This window comes from Mycobacterium sp. 1245805.9, from assembly GCF_001672915.1.
GTDB lineage: Bacteria > Actinomycetota > Actinomycetes > Mycobacteriales > Mycobacteriaceae > Mycobacterium.
Genome location: NZ_LZKR01000068.1, coordinates 1 through 17,816, shown reverse-complemented (window position 1 = coordinate 17,816; position 17,816 = coordinate 1). Strand labels below are relative to the sequence as shown.

Annotated in this window: 14 protein-coding genes, 1 tRNA gene and 1 pseudogene; 8 read left to right on the top strand and 8 right to left on the bottom strand. The window is 69.9% G+C overall.

What is annotated here, in order from left to right:
- Nucleotides 1-1,379: pseudogene (locus A9X00_RS10215) on the bottom strand (hypothetical protein); the annotation flags it as partial.
- Between the two features lie 202 nt (nt 1,380-1,581).
- On the opposite strand from A9X00_RS10215, the gene mtnA reads away from it, so the two are divergent.
- A complete protein-coding gene (gene mtnA / locus A9X00_RS10210) occupies nt 1,582-2,550 on the top strand; it encodes an S-methyl-5-thioribose-1-phosphate isomerase (RefSeq protein WP_067152524.1) in 969 nt (322 codons plus the stop codon).
- Here mtnA and A9X00_RS10205 read toward each other — a convergent pair.
- Nucleotides 2,519-3,946: an MFS transporter gene (locus tag A9X00_RS10205; RefSeq protein ID WP_067152533.1), complete on the bottom strand. Its 1,428-nt coding sequence runs from the start codon at nt 3,944-3,946 to the stop codon at nt 2,519-2,521. The genes mtnA and A9X00_RS10205 overlap by 32 nt on opposite strands.
- A 5-nt stretch (nt 3,947-3,951) precedes the next feature.
- Complete coding sequence (locus tag A9X00_RS10200) at nt 3,952-5,367, bottom strand: MFS transporter (protein ID WP_232006753.1); 1,416 nt, start codon at nt 5,365-5,367, stop codon at nt 3,952-3,954.
- A gap of 108 nt (nt 5,368-5,475) precedes the next feature.
- Here A9X00_RS10200 and A9X00_RS10195 point away from each other — a divergent pair, with 108 nt between their 5' ends.
- Nucleotides 5,476-5,784, top strand: coding sequence for a hypothetical protein (locus tag A9X00_RS10195; protein ID WP_156772025.1), 309 nt, complete (start codon nt 5,476-5,478; stop codon nt 5,782-5,784).
- Between the two features lie 160 nt (nt 5,785-5,944).
- Here A9X00_RS10195 and A9X00_RS10190 read toward each other — a convergent pair whose 3' ends face one another.
- The 3 genes from A9X00_RS10190 to A9X00_RS10180 all read right to left on the bottom strand — a co-directional run bounded on the left by A9X00_RS10190 (nt 5,945) and on the right by A9X00_RS10180 (nt 8,207).
- Nucleotides 5,945-7,207, bottom strand: coding sequence for a CaiB/BaiF CoA-transferase family protein (locus tag A9X00_RS10190; RefSeq protein ID WP_232006751.1), 1,263 nt, complete (start codon nt 7,205-7,207; stop codon nt 5,945-5,947).
- 389 nt (nt 7,208-7,596) lie between these two features.
- Nucleotides 7,597-7,670, bottom strand: a tRNA-Gly gene (locus A9X00_RS10185).
- Between the two features lie 231 nt (nt 7,671-7,901).
- Nucleotides 7,902-8,207: a DUF732 domain-containing protein gene (locus tag A9X00_RS10180; RefSeq protein ID WP_197515120.1), complete on the bottom strand. Its 306-nt coding sequence runs from the start codon at nt 8,205-8,207 to the stop codon at nt 7,902-7,904.
- 316 nt (nt 8,208-8,523) lie between these two features.
- Between A9X00_RS10180 and A9X00_RS10175 the strand changes: the two genes are divergently transcribed.
- From A9X00_RS10175 to A9X00_RS10150, 6 genes are all read left to right on the top strand, one after another.
- Entirely contained in the window at nt 8,524-9,159 is a 636-nt protein-coding gene (locus A9X00_RS10175; RefSeq protein WP_067152528.1) for a hypothetical protein, read from the top strand.
- 41 nt (nt 9,160-9,200) lie between these two features.
- Entirely contained in the window at nt 9,201-9,773 is a 573-nt protein-coding gene (dcd, locus tag A9X00_RS10170; RefSeq protein WP_067152518.1) for a dCTP deaminase, read from the top strand.
- Between the two features lie 105 nt (nt 9,774-9,878).
- Nucleotides 9,879-11,837: a hypothetical protein gene (locus tag A9X00_RS10165; RefSeq protein WP_067152516.1), complete on the top strand. Its 1,959-nt coding sequence runs from the start codon at nt 9,879-9,881 to the stop codon at nt 11,835-11,837.
- 267 nt (nt 11,838-12,104) lie between these two features.
- Nucleotides 12,105-13,589, top strand: a complete 1,485-nt coding sequence (locus tag A9X00_RS10160; protein ID WP_082974981.1) for a hypothetical protein — start codon at nt 12,105-12,107, stop codon at nt 13,587-13,589.
- A gap of 103 nt (nt 13,590-13,692) precedes the next feature.
- Entirely contained in the window at nt 13,693-14,808 is a 1,116-nt protein-coding gene (locus tag A9X00_RS10155; RefSeq protein ID WP_067152514.1) for a hypothetical protein, read from the top strand.
- A gap of 168 nt (nt 14,809-14,976) precedes the next feature.
- Nucleotides 14,977-16,092: a hypothetical protein gene (locus A9X00_RS10150; RefSeq protein WP_369830736.1), complete on the top strand. Its 1,116-nt coding sequence runs from the start codon at nt 14,977-14,979 to the stop codon at nt 16,090-16,092.
- Between the two features lie 7 nt (nt 16,093-16,099).
- On the opposite strand, the gene A9X00_RS10145 is transcribed toward A9X00_RS10150, so the two are convergent.
- Both A9X00_RS10145 and A9X00_RS31265 read right to left on the bottom strand, forming a co-directional pair.
- Complete coding sequence (locus A9X00_RS10145) at nt 16,100-17,425, bottom strand: UDP-glucose/GDP-mannose dehydrogenase family protein (protein ID WP_067152512.1); 1,326 nt, start codon at nt 17,423-17,425, stop codon at nt 16,100-16,102.
- Between the two features lie 89 nt (nt 17,426-17,514).
- On the bottom strand, nt 17,515-17,816 hold a 302-nt coding region (locus A9X00_RS31265), incomplete at its 5' end, for a hypothetical protein (protein ID WP_197515119.1).

The window sequence follows — 17,816 nt, the reverse complement described above, 5'->3', positions numbered from 1 at the left end:
CCCGGCCCGTGCCCCGGCGGAGGTTGGTGGGATGGCGGCGAGTGCGGTGGAGGGACGTGGGCCGGCGGTGGCTCGGCCGGCGGCGACGGATGCGGCGGCGCCTGGATCAGGGGCGGGCTCGCCGGCGGGTCAGGGAACCAAACCTGCGGCAGGGGGCGCGGCGCTATCGGCGGGACCACGACGACGGGAAACGGCACGGCCGGCGCCGGCGCCTCCGGAACGGGACCCGCGGGGACCGGAGCCGGCGGTACCGGGGCCGCGGGCGGAGGAGCCGCAGGAGCCGCGGCGGCCGGGGCCGGCGCGGCCGGCGGCGCGCCCGTGGGCAGACTCAAAGGCTTGGGTGCCTCCGCCTTGGTGGCCGCCACTTGCCAAGGCGCAGGCGCGAATACGTGCTCGGCCGGAGCAAGGAGATTCTGCAGCGGCGCAGGCAGCATGCCGACCGTCGTGTGGACGCCGACCGACAGGGCGATCTCCAGCGCCATCGCCGCGCTGATGGCGGCGACCGCCACCGCGCTGCCGACCAGCAGGCCCGGCCTGGAGCGGGGCTCGCCGTCCTCCTGATCGGCGGGGTCCATGACGACGGTCGGTGCGCTCGCCTCGTCGTCTTCCACTGCGCTATAAGCGAATTCGTCGTCCGTCTCGGCGTCGGCGATACGAAGGTATTCGGGCAGGGTGCTTGAGTCGAGCGCACCGGTGCCGGGGTCTTGCGCGTAGGCCAGCGCGGCGGTCGACGACGCAAACAGCGGTGCATTCGCGGACGCCAGGGCCGCCCCACGGGCCAGCGCGGTCTCCGGCTCTTCCGGCGTGCTCACGCTGAGCGGCGTCGCCTCTTCCAGCCACGGCTTGATCGGGGTGATATCGACGCCGGAGCCGACCACGAAGAGGCCGTCCGGGCCGTCCGGCGCCTCGCCGAGCGCGGCGACCATCTCCATCAGCTTCGCGGTGGTGCACTCCCCGGACGCGCGATCCAACTGTTCTTTCTGCACATCGGCGACCGACCCGTCGGCGGTCTCGACGACGGCCAAAGTCGCGGTGTCGGGCTCAACGAAAAGCACCGCGGTGCGCTCGTAACCCATTGCGCCACCAACGGATTGGGTCAACGACGCCGCGGCCAGAAACGTCGATACCAGCATGACGTTCTCGAGCTTATGGGCGGCCAGCGCGTCGCGTATCGCCCTGGCTTCGAGCTGGTCGGTGCAGGCCACCCCGACGGCGGACAGCTCGATGCCGGCACCGACGGCGTCCTCGCGGGTGCCCAGAATGGCGGCGATCGCCCGGTCGGAGGCGCTGACGGTCGGCGAATCGTCGGCGGCGGTGACGGGGAACTCCTTCTCGTCGACCGTTGCGCCGTCGGCGTTTTCGCCTTGCAGCAACACCATTTGAACCGAGTCTGGCGCCAGCGAGACTCCCAGCACGATATCCACGACCCACGCCTCCCAGCGTCTTGGCGGCCGGTCACCGGTGGGCGGAGGAGAGACCACTCGGACCGCTAACCGATGGTCGCGCGGAAAGCTGTATCCGAATCTTGGCGAAGCTGTGTAGGCCTTAAGAAGCTCAGGCCGGGCGGGTTAGGGTCGGCTGGTGCGCAGGACCATCGACTGGGACGGCGACGCGGTCACGATCATCGACCAGACCGCGCTGCCGGCCGACTATCGCGAGCTCACCCTGCGCAGCGTCGACGAGCTGATCGACGCGATCCGCCGCCTGGCCGTGCGCGGGGCCCCGGCGCTGGGGGCGGCGGGCGCGCTCGGCGTCGTGCTCGCGGTCCGCGAGGGAGGCGACGTTCGGGCGTCGGCCGAACGAGTCGCCAAGGCGCGACCGACCGCCGTCAACCTCAGCTGGGGAGTCGGGCGCGCTCTCGACAAGCTCGACGAGGGCGCCGACGCCGTGCTCGCCGAGGCGCTGGAAATCCTCGACGAGGACGAACGCCTCAACCGCGCCGCGTCGGCCCACGCCGCCGACATCGTCCTAGAACTATGCGATCGCCGCCCGCTGCGGCTGCTCAGCCACTGCAACGCCGGGCACCTTGCCACCGTGGCATGGGGCAGCGCGCTCGGCGTCGTCTGGCACCTGCACGAGCGCGGGCTCGTCGAGTCGGTGCTGGTCGACGAGACCCGCCCGCTGCTGCAGGGCGCCCGGCTCACGGCGTGGGAGCTGGCGCAGGCGGGCGTGCCCTACCGGGTGCAGCCGGACGGCGCCGCCGCCGCGGCGATGGCGCGCGGCCTGGTCGACTGTGTGCTCGTCGGCGCCGATCGGATCGCCGCCAACGGCGACGTCGCCAACAAGATCGGCACGTACGGCCTGGCCATCGCGGCGCACCATCATGGCGTGCCGCTCGTCGTCGTCGCGCCGTCGTCCACGATCGACGCGTCGCTGCCGACCGGCGCCGAGATCGCCATCGAGGAACGCGCGCCCGACGAACTGCGGACGTTCGCCGGCATCCCCATCGCCCCGCCGGACGCTGGCGTCTTCAACCCGGCCTTCGACGTGACGCCGGCCGTGCTCGTCTCCGCGGTCGTCACCGAGCGGGGCCGCTACCGGCCGTCGTGACGCTGGGCCGCGGTTTCAGGATCAGGCTCGCCACGACGGCGACGGCGCCGATGGCGACGCAGAGCCACAACCCGGAGTGGTAGCTGGCCGCGGTGCCCGCCCCGACAACCGTTCCGGCCCAGGCGAACCCGAGCGAGCCGCCGATGCCGTAGGAGGCATTCGCGATCCCGGGCAGCGATCCCGGCTCGTCCGCGGGCGCCTGCAGGACGCCCAGCGCGCTCATCGGGGTCAGCGCGACGGCCAGCGCTACTCCGAACAAGAACATCAGGACAATGACCATCGTCTTGTCGAGGGCGAATACCGCGAGCAGCGCGACGACGCCCACCGCGGCGACCAGCCCCGCCCGCAGCATCGTCACGAAGCCGATCTTGGCGGCGAGCCGCCCGACCAGTGGGGCCGCGACGAGCGACGCCAGCGAGCCGGGGGTGATGAACAGCACCGCCGTCGCCGTCCCGCTGGCGGCGAAGCCGATGCGGTCGTTCTGGGCGATGGACGGGACGATGTAGCTGAGCACCACCATGAACGACGCGAAGACCAGGATGGTCACGGCGATCAGCGGCCATGCGTAACGCGAGGCCATCTGATCGATGTGGATCAGTGGTGTCGCTACGCGTCTCTCGACCGCGACGAGGCCGATGAAGGCGGCGGCAGCCGTCGCGATACACACGACCATCAGCGGCGAGGCCCAGCCCGCGTGATCTCCGTTGGAGACGTACAGGTTCAGGCCGGCGACCGCCACCGCGATCAGGACGGCTCCGGCCCAGTCCATCCGGCCGGGGCTCGTGCGACTGCGCTCGTCGGCGGGGACCGCCAGCCAGACCAGCGCCAACGCGCCGATGCCGACCACGAGGGTCAAGACGAAGATCGACCGAAATCCGAAGCGGTCGACCATCACCCCGGCGAGCAGCGCGTCGACGCCGCCCACCCCGGCGTTGATCGCGGAAATGACGCCGCAGCACAGCCCGAATGCGGGGCCGCTGAGGCGTTCCCGCAGGATCAGGAAGGCCAGTCCGTAGGTGATGTTGGCGCTGCCCTGCATGACCCGGCCCACCATCACCACCGGCAGCGACGTGCCCACGACGCACAGCAGCGTCCCGATGCACACCAGAGCCAGGATGCCGACCAGGACGCGCTTGCGGCCGATGAAGTCGCTCCACCGGATCAGCACCACGTTGGCGATCGCCCCGGCGAGATAGAAGTAGGCGGACATCGACGCGTACGCGTGCGGGCCGAGATGGATGTTGATGTCGCGGAACGCCGGGCCAAGCATGGTGGCGTTGAGCATGAACGACATCACCGACAGCGCCAACGCGGCCACCATGAACACGGTCCGGCTCCGCGACAATGGGCTGACGCCATCGTCTTTCGCCGTCGTCGCCACCGTAGCTTCAACCATCGTGATCACGCCTCTCTCAAGAGCGGTTCTTGGGCAACGGCTTTCGGGCCGGCCGAGCGGGTCCTGGCGCGTGCGAAGCAGAGCACGGCCAAGCCCGCGGGGAGCAGCAGGGCGGCGGCCGCCGACAGGATGGCCTTGATGCCGTGGCCGGTGCTGAGGCCGTGGTGTTGCAAGACCTCCAGCACACTGCTCGACGCGGCGACCCCGACGCCGGCGAGCGTCACCAGGGACGTCAACGTCACACCGGCGGCTTCGCCCGCCCGCTCGGGTGCCACGACCGCCTGGGTCGCCACCGTGGTGAACGCGTAGACCAGGCCCATGGTGAAACCACACGCGGTGAGCGCGGCGAGATACACCGCGAAGTCATCGGAGGCGGCCAGCGCCGCCAGCGACACCGCGGCCGCGATGCAGCCGATGCCCATCACCGCGAAGGGCGCGTTGCGGGATGCCAGGCGTCCGGAGATCGGGCCGCCGAGCGCCGCGCCCGCAGACGGGCCGAGGAAGGCCAGCCCTGCCGCCAGCGGGTCGAGTCCACGCACCTGCTGCAGGTTCACCGTGGACATGAACACCGTCACCACGTACGCGATGTTGGCCACCGTTCCGGCGACCACCAGGACGGTGAAGCGCGGGTTGCGCAGCAGCGACAGGTCGATCAGGGGGAAGCGCACTCGCGTCTCGACGGCGACGAACCCGCCGAGCAGAGCAACGGAGGTGACGAACACGCCGACGACGGCTGGTGACAGCCAGCCCCAGGTCGGCGCCCGGTCGAAGGCGAACGTGAAAAGCCCGATGCCCGTTGTGATCAGCGCCAGGCCCCGGATGTCCACGCGCCGCGGCACGGTCTCGTCGAACGTCTCCGGGATCGCCCGCACGCCGATGAGGATCGCGATCGCCGATAGCGGGACCAGCATCCAGAACACCGAGCGCCAGCCCAGCGTCTGGGTCAGCAACCCGCCCACCAGCGGGCCGGCCGCGTTACCCAACCCGGCGATGCCGTAGGCCAATCCGATTGCGCGGCCTGACTTTTCAGCGGGCAGGGTGTTCGTCAGGACGCTCACCGACACCGGAAAGATGAGGGCGGCTCCCAGCCCCTGTACCGCGCGGAAGGCGATCACCACCGCCGCCGACGGCGCGATGGCGCAAAACACCGACGCGATTCCGAACAGCGCGATCCCGATCAGCAGGGTGCGGCGGCGTCCGAAGATGTCCCCGATGCGGCCCGCGGGTGCCATGAAGGCGCCGAGGGCCAGCATGTAGACGCTGATCACCCACTGCAGATCCGTCGTGGTGCTGCCGAGGTCCGACGCCATGCGGGGCAGCGCGAGGTTCATCGCGAAGTAATCGATCTGCACGCAGAACAGGGCAGTCGAGATCGCCGCGATGATCCAGCGCGGGTGCGGCCGCGGGCCCTCGGAGTTCACGGCTTGACGATACGACTGTATGGCCCCGAAGTGGCGGCTTTTCGTTCTCATGGCATCGATGGTTCATCGGGCTACTGCGGCGCCGCCGCCGGATGAACGATCGATGCCATGAACACCTCAACGAACACCATCCAGACCCACGCCACCGCAAGGGTCACCACGCGAACCACGGCGAGCGGATTCCGGCGCCGCAGCATGGCCGGCGCCCTGCTGATCGGGACGCTCACCGCGACCGCGGTCGGCTTCGCCTCGCCGAGCCACGCCGACGACGCCGCACCGGCGCCGAACGTCGACGCCACGGCCACGGTGCCGGCGCCCGTCACCCAATGGCTCCCGGCGCTCGACGGCTACAGCGGCCGCTGGCGCATTCACTGCGGCTTTCCCGGCTGGCAGGGCCCCTTCCGGTGCTGGTACTGAGCAAAAGACAATCCGATAAAAGCCAGGGCGGCCCTAACGGCCGCCCTACTCGTTTCCGACGGACACCCTTGCGCGCCAACGTATCTCGGCGGCTAGGCGTCGCCGGCCCCGCGCCCAAAAGATTGAACCATCGACTGCGACATTGGGCTGTGACCCGGGATCAGATGATCGCCTGCTCCTGCAAGCCCGCGATCTGCGCCGCGTCATAGCCCAGTTCGCCCAGTATCTCTGCGTTGTGCTCGCCGATCAGCGGCGGCGCGAGGCGGATCGTCGCAGGCGTCGCGCGCATGCCCGCCAGCGGGCTGCCGATCAGGTCGACCGATCCGGCGGCGGCCCACACATGCGGCGTCGTCGCGCGCAGGCGCCGGTGCTGCACCTGCGGATCGTCCCAGACCTCCGCCAGATCGTTATAGCGCGCGGCCGGGATCCCCACGCTATCGAACTTCGCCTGAAGCTCCTCCGTCGTGAACTGCCGGCTCCACTTGTTGATGATGTCGATCAACTCCGCGCGATTGGTCTTGGCCCGCTTGGCGTTGGTGTCGAAGCGCGGGTCGGCGTAGAGCTCGGGCTGGCCCATCAACTCCGCCATGCGCCGCCAGTGGGCGTCGCTGCCGGCCGTAATGTACGTCATGCCGTCGCGCGCATGGATGAGGTCGGCGGGACCGCCGCCGTTGCCGCCATTGCCCAGACGCTCCGGCTGGACGCCGTTGATGAGATAGTCCTGCATGATGTGACAGATCATCGCCACGGAACTGTCGAGCAGCGCCATGTCGATGTACTGGCCCTCGCCCGTGTTGTTGCGATGGTGCAGCGCGGCGAGGATCGCGATGGCGCTGTTGTGGCCGGTCACGAAATCGACCAGGCTGGGACCGGCCTTCACCGGCCCCGCGCCAGGCTGGCCTTCGGGGATGCCGGTCACGGCCATCATGCCGCCGCTCGCCTGGAACAACCCGTCGTAGCCCGCGCGCGCCGCCATCGGCCCAGTCTGGCCAAAGCCGGTGATCGAGCAGTAGATGAGGCGGGGATTGATCGCTTGCAGGCTCTCATAATCCAGCCCGAACCGCTTGAGGTCGCCGACCTTGTAATTCTCGATCAGGACGTCCGCGGTCTTGACCAGAGCACGCAGGATGTCCTGCCCCTCCGGCTTGGAGTGGTTGACCGTGATCGACCGCTTGTTGCGGTTCGACGCGGTGAAGAAGCCGGACTGGCGAAGGTCCTTGCCATCCTTGCCCTCGACCGAGGCAAGACCGTAAGCGCGCCCTTCGTCACCGCTGCCCGGCCGCTCCACCTTGATGACGTCAGCGCCGAGGTCGCCCAGTATCTGCGCGCTGATCGGGCCGGCGAAGACGCGGGTCATGTCGATGACCCGGATACCCTCCAAGGCAAGCTGTGTCGTGCTCATGATCTCCTGCTGCTCATCCATTTCAAGTCGTGCTGCGCAATCATAGGTTCGCATCGAAGCGCCCGACGCTTTGCGTACTCCATCTATCGGTCGTGGTCGAGAACCGTGCGCGTGACCCCGCCTGGCATCAGGGCCGCGATCGTCTCCGCGATCCGGTCGATCCGCCAGAGGGCTCACCCGATCGCGCGCGTTGATCCGGCCCGACCGGATGTCGGCGATGAGCGCGGATGATCCCGGTCCGGGCGCGCGCCGCCGTCGCACTTCTTGGCAGGTCCTGCACAACTTTGATGGGCGCAGTCGGAGGCGTACCGGACCCGCGGCAGCACGACCGACGGGACTCGTTCGGGGTACGGGCGGGTTATAGGTCCCCTAGGCATAGCGGTGTAGCGGCGGGAGTGTCCTGGTCAGCGTGGAGCCGATGACGGGAATCGAACCCGCGTATTCAGCTTGGGAAGCTGATGTTCTGCCATTGAACTACATCGGCGTGGTCGCTGTGAGCTGCGCAAGCTTTACAGCGGTGACAGTCTAGCGGCTGAGTGACAGGTCGCTGCACAATCCGGTTCGAAAGCAGCCCTGAGCGCGTCTGCCGCATCTCCGAAAGTGCGGCTCGCCGACTTCATTGCCCAGACGACGTACTGGAAGGGGTAGCCGAGCGCATGCCTCTCACTCGCCTGACGCGCTTTGGCTAAGCGGCGGCGACGCGCGGAAGCTGAAGCTAGGACTTGTGCTTCTCGGGGCAGTACTCCGCGGTGGCAGCGAGGACGAACAGCCGGGCTTGATTCTGGTCCATCCGAAGTTTCAGTTGGTCGACCTCATCGTTCTGGCTGTACCCGGCGGAAAGGTCCTGGCACATCGTGCGGCCCATGGTCCCGGTCTGGGACGCGTTACCAAGATGAATGCCGTTCGACGCCAGGTAGTTGGTGAATTCGGCGTCCTTATCGTCGGCGCTGGCGACGGCTGCAGGCGACAGCATTAGGGCCATCGCGGCGCCGAGCATGCATCCCAACATCTTCTTGGTCATTTCCCCACCACCTTCAAGGCTCCACATGACACTCGGACGAGACGAGGCACCCGAAGCAACGCTTAGAGCTGCCCTGGGTCATGTAGTTCCCGGCGCCGGGCTTTTCTGCTCGCCCGTTCCAAAGTTCAACCGAGCGTTCATCTTTCGTTTCGGCGCAGTTGTCCAATGTCGGCAGCACCCGAGCAGCCCATGCCTCGCCGCGCTGCGGGTACCGATCCGACAGACAAAGCATCCCGCGAATGGCGCTATTGGCGCGACCGCGATTCTTAGGCGGCCGATGTTTATTATTCCGTGATCTGCCCGTAATGTGCTCTGCGTGGGTCGGCATCGGTTAGCCAAAAAGAGACGCAAGTCACCAGTAGCCCTGGCTGCGGTGCTTGCTCCTATGGGTATCTTCTTCGCGGCCGCGGCGGATGTCCGTCCATTACCGACTCACGAAGAGGCCAAACCCGTTATCAGCGACGTCGAGCCGTGCTGCCTGCAAATCGTCACCGCCGCGGCGAATACGTCCGCAAAAGCGCCCGACACTCGGCTGGCCGCGGCGTCGAGGTATCACACGCGGTCGCGCTTCCTGCCCGTCGGGATCGCGCCGGAGCAGGGCCTGCAGGTCCGGACGATCCTGGTCGAGCGCGCCATCAGCGTGCAGTTCCCCGAGATCCACCAGATCGGCGGCGTGCGACCGGACCCGCTGCCCTGGCACCCCATGGGGTTGGCCATCGACGTGATGATTCCCGACCCGGGCAGCTCCGAGGGCATCGCGCTGGGCAACGCGATCGTCGCGTACGTGATGAAGAACGCGTCGCGCTTCGGCATCCAGGACGCGATCTGGCGTGGCGTCTACTACACGCCCGGCGGAGCGCAAGCGAGCAGGCTCGGCCACTATGACCACGTCCACGTCACGACCACCGGGGGCGGCTACCCCAAGGGTGGCGAAGAGTACCTCGCGGACTGAAGCCGGGACGACGGCCGCATAGCAGCGGATAGGCTCAGCGGGTGCTGCTCTCCGATCGCGATCTCCGGGCCGAAATCAACTCCGGCCGCTTGGGCATCGATCCGTACGACGACACGTTGGTGCAGCCGTCGAGCATCGACGTGCGCCTCGACTGCATGTTCCGGGTGTTCAACAACACCCGCTACACCCACATCGACCCGGCAAAGCAGCAGGACGAGCTGACCAGCCTGGTGGAACCCGTCGACGGGGAACCGTTCGTGCTGCACCCGGGCGAGTTCGTGCTCGGGTCGACGCTGGAGCTGTTCACCCTGCCCGACGACCTCGCGGGGCGCCTGGAGGGCAAGTCGTCGCTGGGCCGGTTGGGTCTGCTGACGCACTCGACCGCCGGCTTCATCGATCCCGGGTTCAGCGGGCACATCACCCTCGAACTGTCCAACGTCGCGAACCTGCCGATCACCCTGTGGCCGGGGATGAAGATCGGTCAGCTGTGCATTCTGCGGCTGACGAGTCCGGCCGAACACCCCTACGGCAGCTCCCACGTAGGGTCGAAGTATCAGGGTCAGCGGGGACCGACGCCGTCGCGCTCGTACCAGAACTTCATAAGGTCTACATAGCTTAGACAGCGCTCCGCCACAGCGTATTTACGCGAAGATGTACTGGTCCGTGGTTACCGCCCGCTCGACCATGGTTTCGCTTGCATACCTTTGGAGGGGGTTGTATTGGACGTCGTGCTCGGGGTGTCGATGGCACCGGCATCGATCCAGATGGTCGTCTTGGAGGGCGAAAACGCCGACGGCGCAACGGTAGAAGAGGACGAGTTCGACGTCACCGCTGCCAACGACCCGGCCACGGCGAGCGCACCCGACCAGGTGGTCGCCGCCATCCTGGGCACCCGCGAAGGCGCGGCCGACGCCGGCCTGGAGCTGTCGGCGATCGGGGTGACGTGGACCGACCAGCTCGAGGCGGCCGCGCTGCGCGACGCGCTGGCCGCCCACAAGATCGAGAACGTCATGCTGGTGTCGGCGTTTCTGGCGGCGGCGGCGCTGGCCCAAAGTGTGGGCGGCGCAGTGGGTTACGAGCGCACCGCGGTGCTGTATGTCGAGCCCGACACCGCAACCCTGGCCGTCGTCGAGACCTCCGACGGTTCCATCGCCGACGTCTACAAGCAACCGATTTATGCCGAGTCCTACGAGGACGCGATCACCCAGCTCGGCGGGATGGTCGCCGGGCTGGAGAAGACGGAACTGGCGCCCGACGGGCTGTTCCTGATCGGCTCGGGCGTCGACATCGCGCCGATCAAGCCGGCGCTGGAGACGATGACGTCGCTCGACGTGAGCGCGCCGGAGGAGCCCGAGACCGCGCTGGCCCGCGGTGCCGCCTTGGCGTCGGCGAACGCGCCGTTGTTCGCGTCGTCGACCGCGGCCCTGGCCTACGCCCAAGACCCCGGCACGGGCGCCGTCGACCACTACCTCCTTCCCGAATACCTCGGCGCCGGAACCGAACTCGGCGACGATCTGGCGTACAGCGCGGTGCGCGACGACGACGCCGACGCCCCGACCGTGCTCATCGAGAAGCTGTTCGTCCAAGAACCGGAGCCACCGCGGCGGCGGCCGGTCCTGCTGATCGGCAGCAGTTTGGCGGTCGTTGGCATCAGCGCGGTGCTTGCGCTGGAGATCGCGCTGGCCGTCGGCATCCGCGCGACGGGGACCGTGGCGTTGCGGCCCACTCCCGGCCAAAACCTCATCGTCCCGACGCAACAGGCGCCCGCGCCGGTCGAGGCGGCCCCCGCGATGCCGAAGATCAACCTGCCGCAACCAATGTCGGCGCCCAAGCCGTTGAACCCGCCCGCGCCCGCACCGCTCCCCGCGGCTCCGCCGCCTCCCGCGGCTCCCCCGATCGATCCGGTGATACCGGTCCCGGTCGTGGTCCCGCCCGTCGCGCCGATTCCGGCGCCCCCGATCCACGTGCCCATTCCCAACCCGGTGATCAGCCCGCCGGTCATCCAGGCGCCGCGCCTGCCGATACCCCAGCCCGTCGTGCCGCAACCGCCCGTGCACGTCCCGCAGCCGCAGTTGCCGGTTCCCGGCAGCGGCACGGTTCCACATTCGCCGCCGCTCCAGCCGCCAGGGGGAAACCCGCTACCCATCCCGGGCAGCGGCCCCGGCGGCGGCCACCTCCCGATACCGGGCACCGGCCCCGGCGGGCCCGGCGGTGGCCCCTTTGGCGGCGGCGGCCCGATCCACGTCCCCGGTGCAGGCCCCGGCGGCGGTGAACCCACCGGACCCGGGCCGTTCGGCGGCGGCGGTGGGCCGTTTGGCGGCGGCGGGCCGATCCACATTCCCGGTGGAGGTTCTGGCGGCGGTGGGCCGATTGGTGGCGGTCCGATCGGCGGCGGTCCCGTTGGCGGCGGTCCGTTCGGCGGCGGCGGGGGGCCGTTCGGTGGTGGCGGGCCCTTCGGCGGCGGTCATGGCGGCGGCGGTCCGATCGGTGGCGGGCCATTCGGCGGCGGTGGCGGTCCGTTCGGTGGTGGCGGTGGCGGTCCGTTCGGCGGCGGCGGCAGCGGGCCCTTCGGCGGCGGCGGCCACGGTGGCGGCGGCTTCGGCGGTGGCGGCGGCTTCGGCGGCGGCCACGGTGGCGGCGGCTTTGGCGGCGGCCACGGCGGCGGCGGGCACCACTAGCCGGCCGGACGTTACGCGCCGTTGCAAGACGGTTAACGCAAGCCGACTTGTGCTTAACACCTCGTGGTGGTGCGGGTACGGTCGAGAGATCGGGCAAGTCGAAAAACCGCGCTGGCCACGAACCAGAACTTCATAACGCCCAGCTAATCCCGGATTATCGAGCCCGCGCGCTGCTGTGGCCGTAAATCCGTGGTAACTAAGCGAGTAATCGTGTCATCGGTCCATTGTCGCCGTGACACAGCAAACTAGCCGAGGAGATATCTAGCGTTGGTGGGCATCGTGCTCGGCGTCTCGATGGCGCCGACGAACGTCCGCATGGTGCTGGTGGAAGGCGAAGGCGCCGACGGGGCCACCGTCGACGAGGAGAAGTTCGACGTCGGCCTGGATGCTCCCGGCTCCGCGGGGCCGTCCACGGCGCCCAACCAGGTGGTGTCCGCCATCCTCGGCACCCGCGAGGGCGCGGCCGAGGGCGGCTACCAGTTGCTCTCGACGGGAGTCACCTGGACCGATCACGTCGAGGCCGCCATGCTGCGCGACGCGCTGGCCGCGCACAAGGTCGAGAACGTCATGCTGGTCTCGGCGTTCATGGCCGCGGCCGCGCTCACCCAGGCCGTGGGCGACGCCACCAACTACTCGCGCAGCGCGCTCCTCTTCGTCGAGCCGTACACCGCCACGCTGGCGGTGGTCGACAGCGCGGACGGGTCGATCTGCGACGTGCACCGGCGCGTTCTCGCCGAGGACGAAGACGAGGCCGTCGCCGAGCTCGTCGAGCTGGTCTCGGGCGCCGAGGCGCTGGAAACGCGCCCGGAGGGAGTCGTCGTCGTCGGCTCCGGCGTCGACATCCCGCTGATCATGCCGGCGCTGGAGGCCGCCACATCCCTTCAGCTGTCGGTGCCCGACGAACCGGAGATGGCGCTCGCGCGCGGCGCGGCGCTGGCGTCGGCGAACGCGCCGTTGTTCGCTTCGTCGACAGCGGCATTGGCCTACGCGCTGGACCCCGGCACCGGCGAGGTCGACCCGTTGGCGCTGGCCGGCCAGTTTCCCGGATTGCTGCCGGCATATCAGCCCGAATACCTGCCCCTTCCGGAGCCCTCGGACGCCAAAGGCAAGCCCAACGTCGCCTACAGCGCGGTGGCTGACGACGACGTCGACGCGGGCACCGCCCTCGGCCCGGACGACGGCACGCAGCGGCGCAAATCCATTGCGCTGGTCGGCAGCATGTTGGCGGTGGTCTTCATCAGCGCTGTTGTGGTGCTCGAGATTGCGCTCGCGATCAGCATCCGCCCCACGGTGGCGCTGCGGCCCAGCCCGAACGAAAACATCGTCGCCCCGACGCACCCACCCGCGCCCGCGCCGGTATCCCAGGCCCAGCCGAAAATCCCGGAGCCCGCGCCGGTGGCCGTGCCCCATCCCATCGCCCCGCTCCCGCCAGCGGCCGCCCCGGCGCCCGCGGCGCCGCCGGTCCGCCGCCAAACGGGCCGCCACCGCCCTCCAGCCGGGGCACGGGTGGCCCGAGCACCGGCACGCGGGGCACGGGAACGAACACCGGCGGGGGCAGCGCGGGGACCGGGACCGGCGGCCCGCGGTCCGTTCGGCGGCGGCCGCGGCCCGTTCGGCGGGCACGGGCCCTTCGGTGGGCATGGCCCCTTCGGCGGTTTCGGCGGCGGGCACGGGTTCGGCGGTGGCCACGGGTTTGGCGGTGGACACGGCTTCGGTGGTGGCCACGGATTTGGTGGCTTCGGGCACCGGTAACGGTTCGCCGCCGCCGCGCCGGTCCGGCTTCGCGGGCTAGGGTGGCGGACTAGGGGTCGGGCAATCAGATTGTCAGCGAACCAGTTTGGAGAATGGGGGAGCGGTGGACGTCGTCCTGGGGGTGTCATTGGCACCCGAGACGGTCCGCATGGTGCTCGTCGAGGGTGAAGGTGCCGGCGGAGTAACTATCGACCAGGCCGACTTTCCGATGCCGGGTGCCGCCGCGGTCGAGCAGGTGATCGAGGCCATAGTGGGCACCCGCGAAAGCGCGGCCGAGAGCGGCTATCGGCTGAGGTCCAGCGGGGTCACGTGGACCGATCAGTCCGCCGCCGCGGCGCTGCGAAATGCGTTGGCGGCGCACAAGATAGAGAACGTCATGCTGGTCTCGGCGTTCATGGCCGCTGCGGCGCTGGCCCAGGCGGTCGGCAGCGCGACCAACTACGCCCGCACGGCGCTGTTGTTCGTCGAGCCGGCCACCGCGACGCTCGCCGTCGTCGACACGTCGGACGGGTCCATCGCCGACGTGCAGCGCAAACCCCTGCCGCACGGCGACGGTGCGGCGCTGTCGGAGCTGACCGCGATGGTCGCGGGCGCCGAAGCGATGCGCGCCCGCCCCGACGGCGTATTCGTCGTCGGCTCCGGCGTCGACATCCCGCATATCAAGCCGGCGCTCGAGGCGGCGACGTCGCTGTCGGTGACGGCGCCCGAGGAACCCGAAATGGCCTTGGCGCGAGGGGCCGCGCTGGCATCGGCGAACGAACAACTGGGGGCGCCGAGCACGGTCGAGATGCCATACGTGCAGGAACCGGCGCGCGAACTGGCATACAGCGCCGAGGTGGAGCCGGCGCCCGGCGACGACCCGGAGCACGGCGAGCGCGACAGCCGAAAGATGCTGGCAATCCTCAGTGCGGCCGCGATACTCGTCGTCGGCGCCGTGGCCCTGACGGTGGCGCTCGCCGTCGGCATTCGCCCGCACGTGGACCAGCGACCGGACGTCGGCAAGAACGTCGTCGCCCCGGCGCCCCAGGCGGCGCCGCCCTCGAAAGCCCCGCCGGCGGCACCGCCCGCGCCGCCGGCCCCCGCGCCGGCCGGCCCGAATCCGGGGCCGAGCTCCAACCCCCTTCCTCAGTGGTTGCCGCCGCTGCCCAGGGACGATGATCACGACGACCATTGGGCGTGGCTGCGCCGCCACTTGGGGCACGGAGTCCTGGGTCCCTAGCCCGGTCGCCGACGGGGCGAAACCGCGTAAAATCGGGGGGCCAGGGGAATACAGGGTGGGGACTCGAGGCGTTCAGCAGTTGTTAACGCGTGCGTCGGCCAGGTTCCTGGCTCCCGCTGGCTAGCAAACGACGATGGAGGAGCTTTGGACACCGTACTTGGTGTGTCAATGGCGCCGACGGCCGTCCGGATGGTGCTGGTCGAAGGCGAGAACGGCGACGGCGCCACCGTCGATGAGGACAACTTCGACGTTGCCGCCGACGACGACGCGGCAACCGTCACCGCGGCCGACCAGGTAGTCTCGGCGATCCTGGGCACCCGGGAGGGCGCGGCCGAGGGCGGCTACCAGCTGGCGTCGACGGGCGTCACGTTCACCGACCCGATCGACGCCGCCGCGCTGCGTGACGCGCTGGCCGCCCACAAGGTCGAGAACGTGATGTTGGTCTCGGCGTTTCTGGCCGCGGCCGCGCTGGCCCAGACGGTCGGCAACCAGACGAATTACGCGCGCACGGCGCTGCTGTACATCGAGCCCGACACCGCGACCCTGGCGGTCGTCGACAGCGCGGACGGCTCGGTCACCGACGTTTACCGCCAACCCCTGCCCACCGACGACGAGGCGGCGGTGACCCAGCTGGCCTCGATGGTCGCCGGTGCCGAGGCGTTGGAGGCGCGGCCCGACGCCGTGTTCGTCATGGGCTCGGGCATCGACATCCCGATGATCAAGCCGGCGCTGGAGGCGGCGACGACGCTGCCGCTGACGGCGCCCGAGGAGCCGGACACCGCACTGGCCCGGGGGGCGGCGCTGGCGTCGGCGAACGCGCCGTTGTTCGCGTCGTCCACCGCGGCGCTGGCCTACGCGCAGGATCCGGGCACCGGCGCCATCGATCCGTTCGCGGTCGCCCCCGGCTACTTCGACACGCCGGCCACCGCCGACGCAAACGCGCTGGCCTACAGCGCCGTCCCCGACGACATCGACGACGCCTACACCGGTGGGCACGCTACGCAGCTGGTCGGCGCGGGCGGGGCCGGCGGGGTCGGCGAGACCACCGGCGGGAACGGCGGCCACGGCGGCAACGCGGCACTGGTCGGCTACGGCGGTGACGGCGGACCCGGCGGCCAGGGCGTCACCGGCCGCGGCGGTGACGGCGGCAACGGCGGCGCCGCCGTGCTTGTCGGCAACGGCGGGACGGGCGGCAATGCCGGGATCGGCACGCCGGAGGGCAACGTCGGCACCGGCGGCGCAGGCGGGCTGTTCGGCTCGGCCGGCAACAACGGCCTGGCCTAACCGGCCGCTAGGGCCGCGGCGCCCCGAGCCGGAACACCCGCCACCCCGACCGCTCCCAGCGGGCGGCGTTCAGGCAGTTGCGGCCATCGACAACGACGCGGGCCCGCACCCGATCGGCGAGGTCGTCGGGGTCGAGGTCGACGAATTGGCGCCACTCGGTGAGCACCAGCACGGCGTCCGCCCGCTCGCAGGCCTCTTCGACCGACACCGCGTAGTTCAGCGTCGGGAAGAGCCGCTGCGCGTTGTCCAAGGCCTTGGGGTCGTACACGTTGACCGCGGCGCCGTTGAGTTGAAGCTGCCCGGCGACGTTGAGCGCGGGCGAGTCTCGGACGTCGTCGGATTCGGGTTTGAAGGCCGCACCCAGCACGGCGACGTTGGCACCCAGCAGCGAGCCGCCGCACGCGGTGGTGGCGAGCTCGACCATCCGGGTGCGCCGGCGCATGTTGATGCTGTCCACCTCACGCAGGAACGTCAGGGCTTGGTCGGCGCCCAGCTCGCCGGCGCGCGCCATGAACGCGCGGATGTCCTTGGGCAGACAGCCGCCGCCGAAACCCAAACCGGCATTGAGGAATTGGCGCCCGATCCGCGGGTCGTAGCCGAGCGCGTCGGCCAGCAGGCTGACGTCGGCGCCCGCCGCCTCGCACACCTCGGAGATGGCATTGATAAACGAAATCTTGGTCGCCAGAAAGGCATTGGCGGAAACCTTGACCAGCTCGGCGGTCTGCAGATCGGTCACCAGGAAGGGCACCCCGGCCTCCAGCAGCGGGCCGTACATCTCGCGGGCCGCCGCCTCGGCGCGCGTCGAACCCGCGTGAATGCCGAGCACGATCCGATCCGGGTGCAGGGTGTCGTGCACCGCGTAGCCCTCGCGCAAAAACTCTGGGTTCCAGGCGATTTCGACGTCGACCCCGCGGCGTGCCAGCGCGGCCGCCCGTTCGTTGAGGTCGGCCGCCGTGCCCACCGGCACCGTCGACTTGCCGATGAGCACCGACGGCCTGGTGAGCCTGGGCACCAGCGAGTCGATGACCGCATGGACGTGGCAGAGGTCGGCGCCGTATTCGCCCTTTTTCTGCGGCGTGCCCACGCCCAGGAAGTGCACGTCGGCGAAGTCGGCCGCCATCTCGTAGTCGGTGGTGAATTGCAGCCGTCCGGCAGCGAGATTGTCGGTCAACAACTTTCGCAGGCCGGGCTCGTAGAACGGGATCTCCCCGGCGGCCAGCTTGGCCACCTTGCCGGCGTCGATGTCCACGCCGACGACGTCGTGTCCTAGTTCGGCCATCCCTGCTGCGTGCGTGGCACCCAGGTAACCGGTGCCAAATACGGTGCATCGCATACCACCGTGTGTAGGTGGCCGCGATGAGCTAACTGCATCGGGCCGCTAATCGGGAGGCAAACGGGAGATGACAGGTGGCGGTGAAAGGCCTAGTGGCGGCCGCCGCCGTGACCGCCGCCGAAGCCGCCGCCACCGCCGAACGGGCCGCCGCCGTGGCCTCCGCCACCGCCGGGGAACCCGGGGAAGCCGCCACCGCCGCGCGGGCCTTCGCCGCCGCCGTGCGGCCCGTATGCGCCGCCGGGCGGGCCGAACACGCCTCCCGGCGGACCGCCGATGCCCGGTATGGGCAGCGGGATCGGCACCGGGATGGGCGCGACGGCCGGGGGCGGCGCGGGCGCGGCCGCCGGGGCCTCCGGCACCGGGATCGGGGCCCGCGCGGGGGCATCAGGGA

Excerpts from the sequence above, each read along its gene's own strand:
- A9X00_RS10205 (WP_067152533.1), bottom strand. The coding sequence starts at position 3,946 with ATGGTTGAAGCTACGGTGGCGACGACGGCGAAAGACGATGGCGTCAGC.
- A9X00_RS10195 (WP_156772025.1), top strand. The coding sequence starts at position 5,476 with ATGAACACCTCAACGAACACCATCCAGACCCACGCCACCGCAAGGGTC.
- A9X00_RS10190 (WP_232006751.1), bottom strand. The coding sequence starts at position 7,207 with ATGGATGAGCAGCAGGAGATCATGAGCACGACACAGCTTGCCTTGGAG.
- A9X00_RS10180 (WP_197515120.1), bottom strand. The coding sequence starts at position 8,207 with ATGACCAAGAAGATGTTGGGATGCATGCTCGGCGCCGCGATGGCCCTA.
- A9X00_RS10150 (WP_369830736.1), top strand. The coding sequence starts at position 14,977 with ATGGCGCCGACGGCCGTCCGGATGGTGCTGGTCGAAGGCGAGAACGGC.
- A9X00_RS10145 (WP_067152512.1), bottom strand. The coding sequence starts at position 17,425 with ATGCGATGCACCGTATTTGGCACCGGTTACCTGGGTGCCACGCACGCA.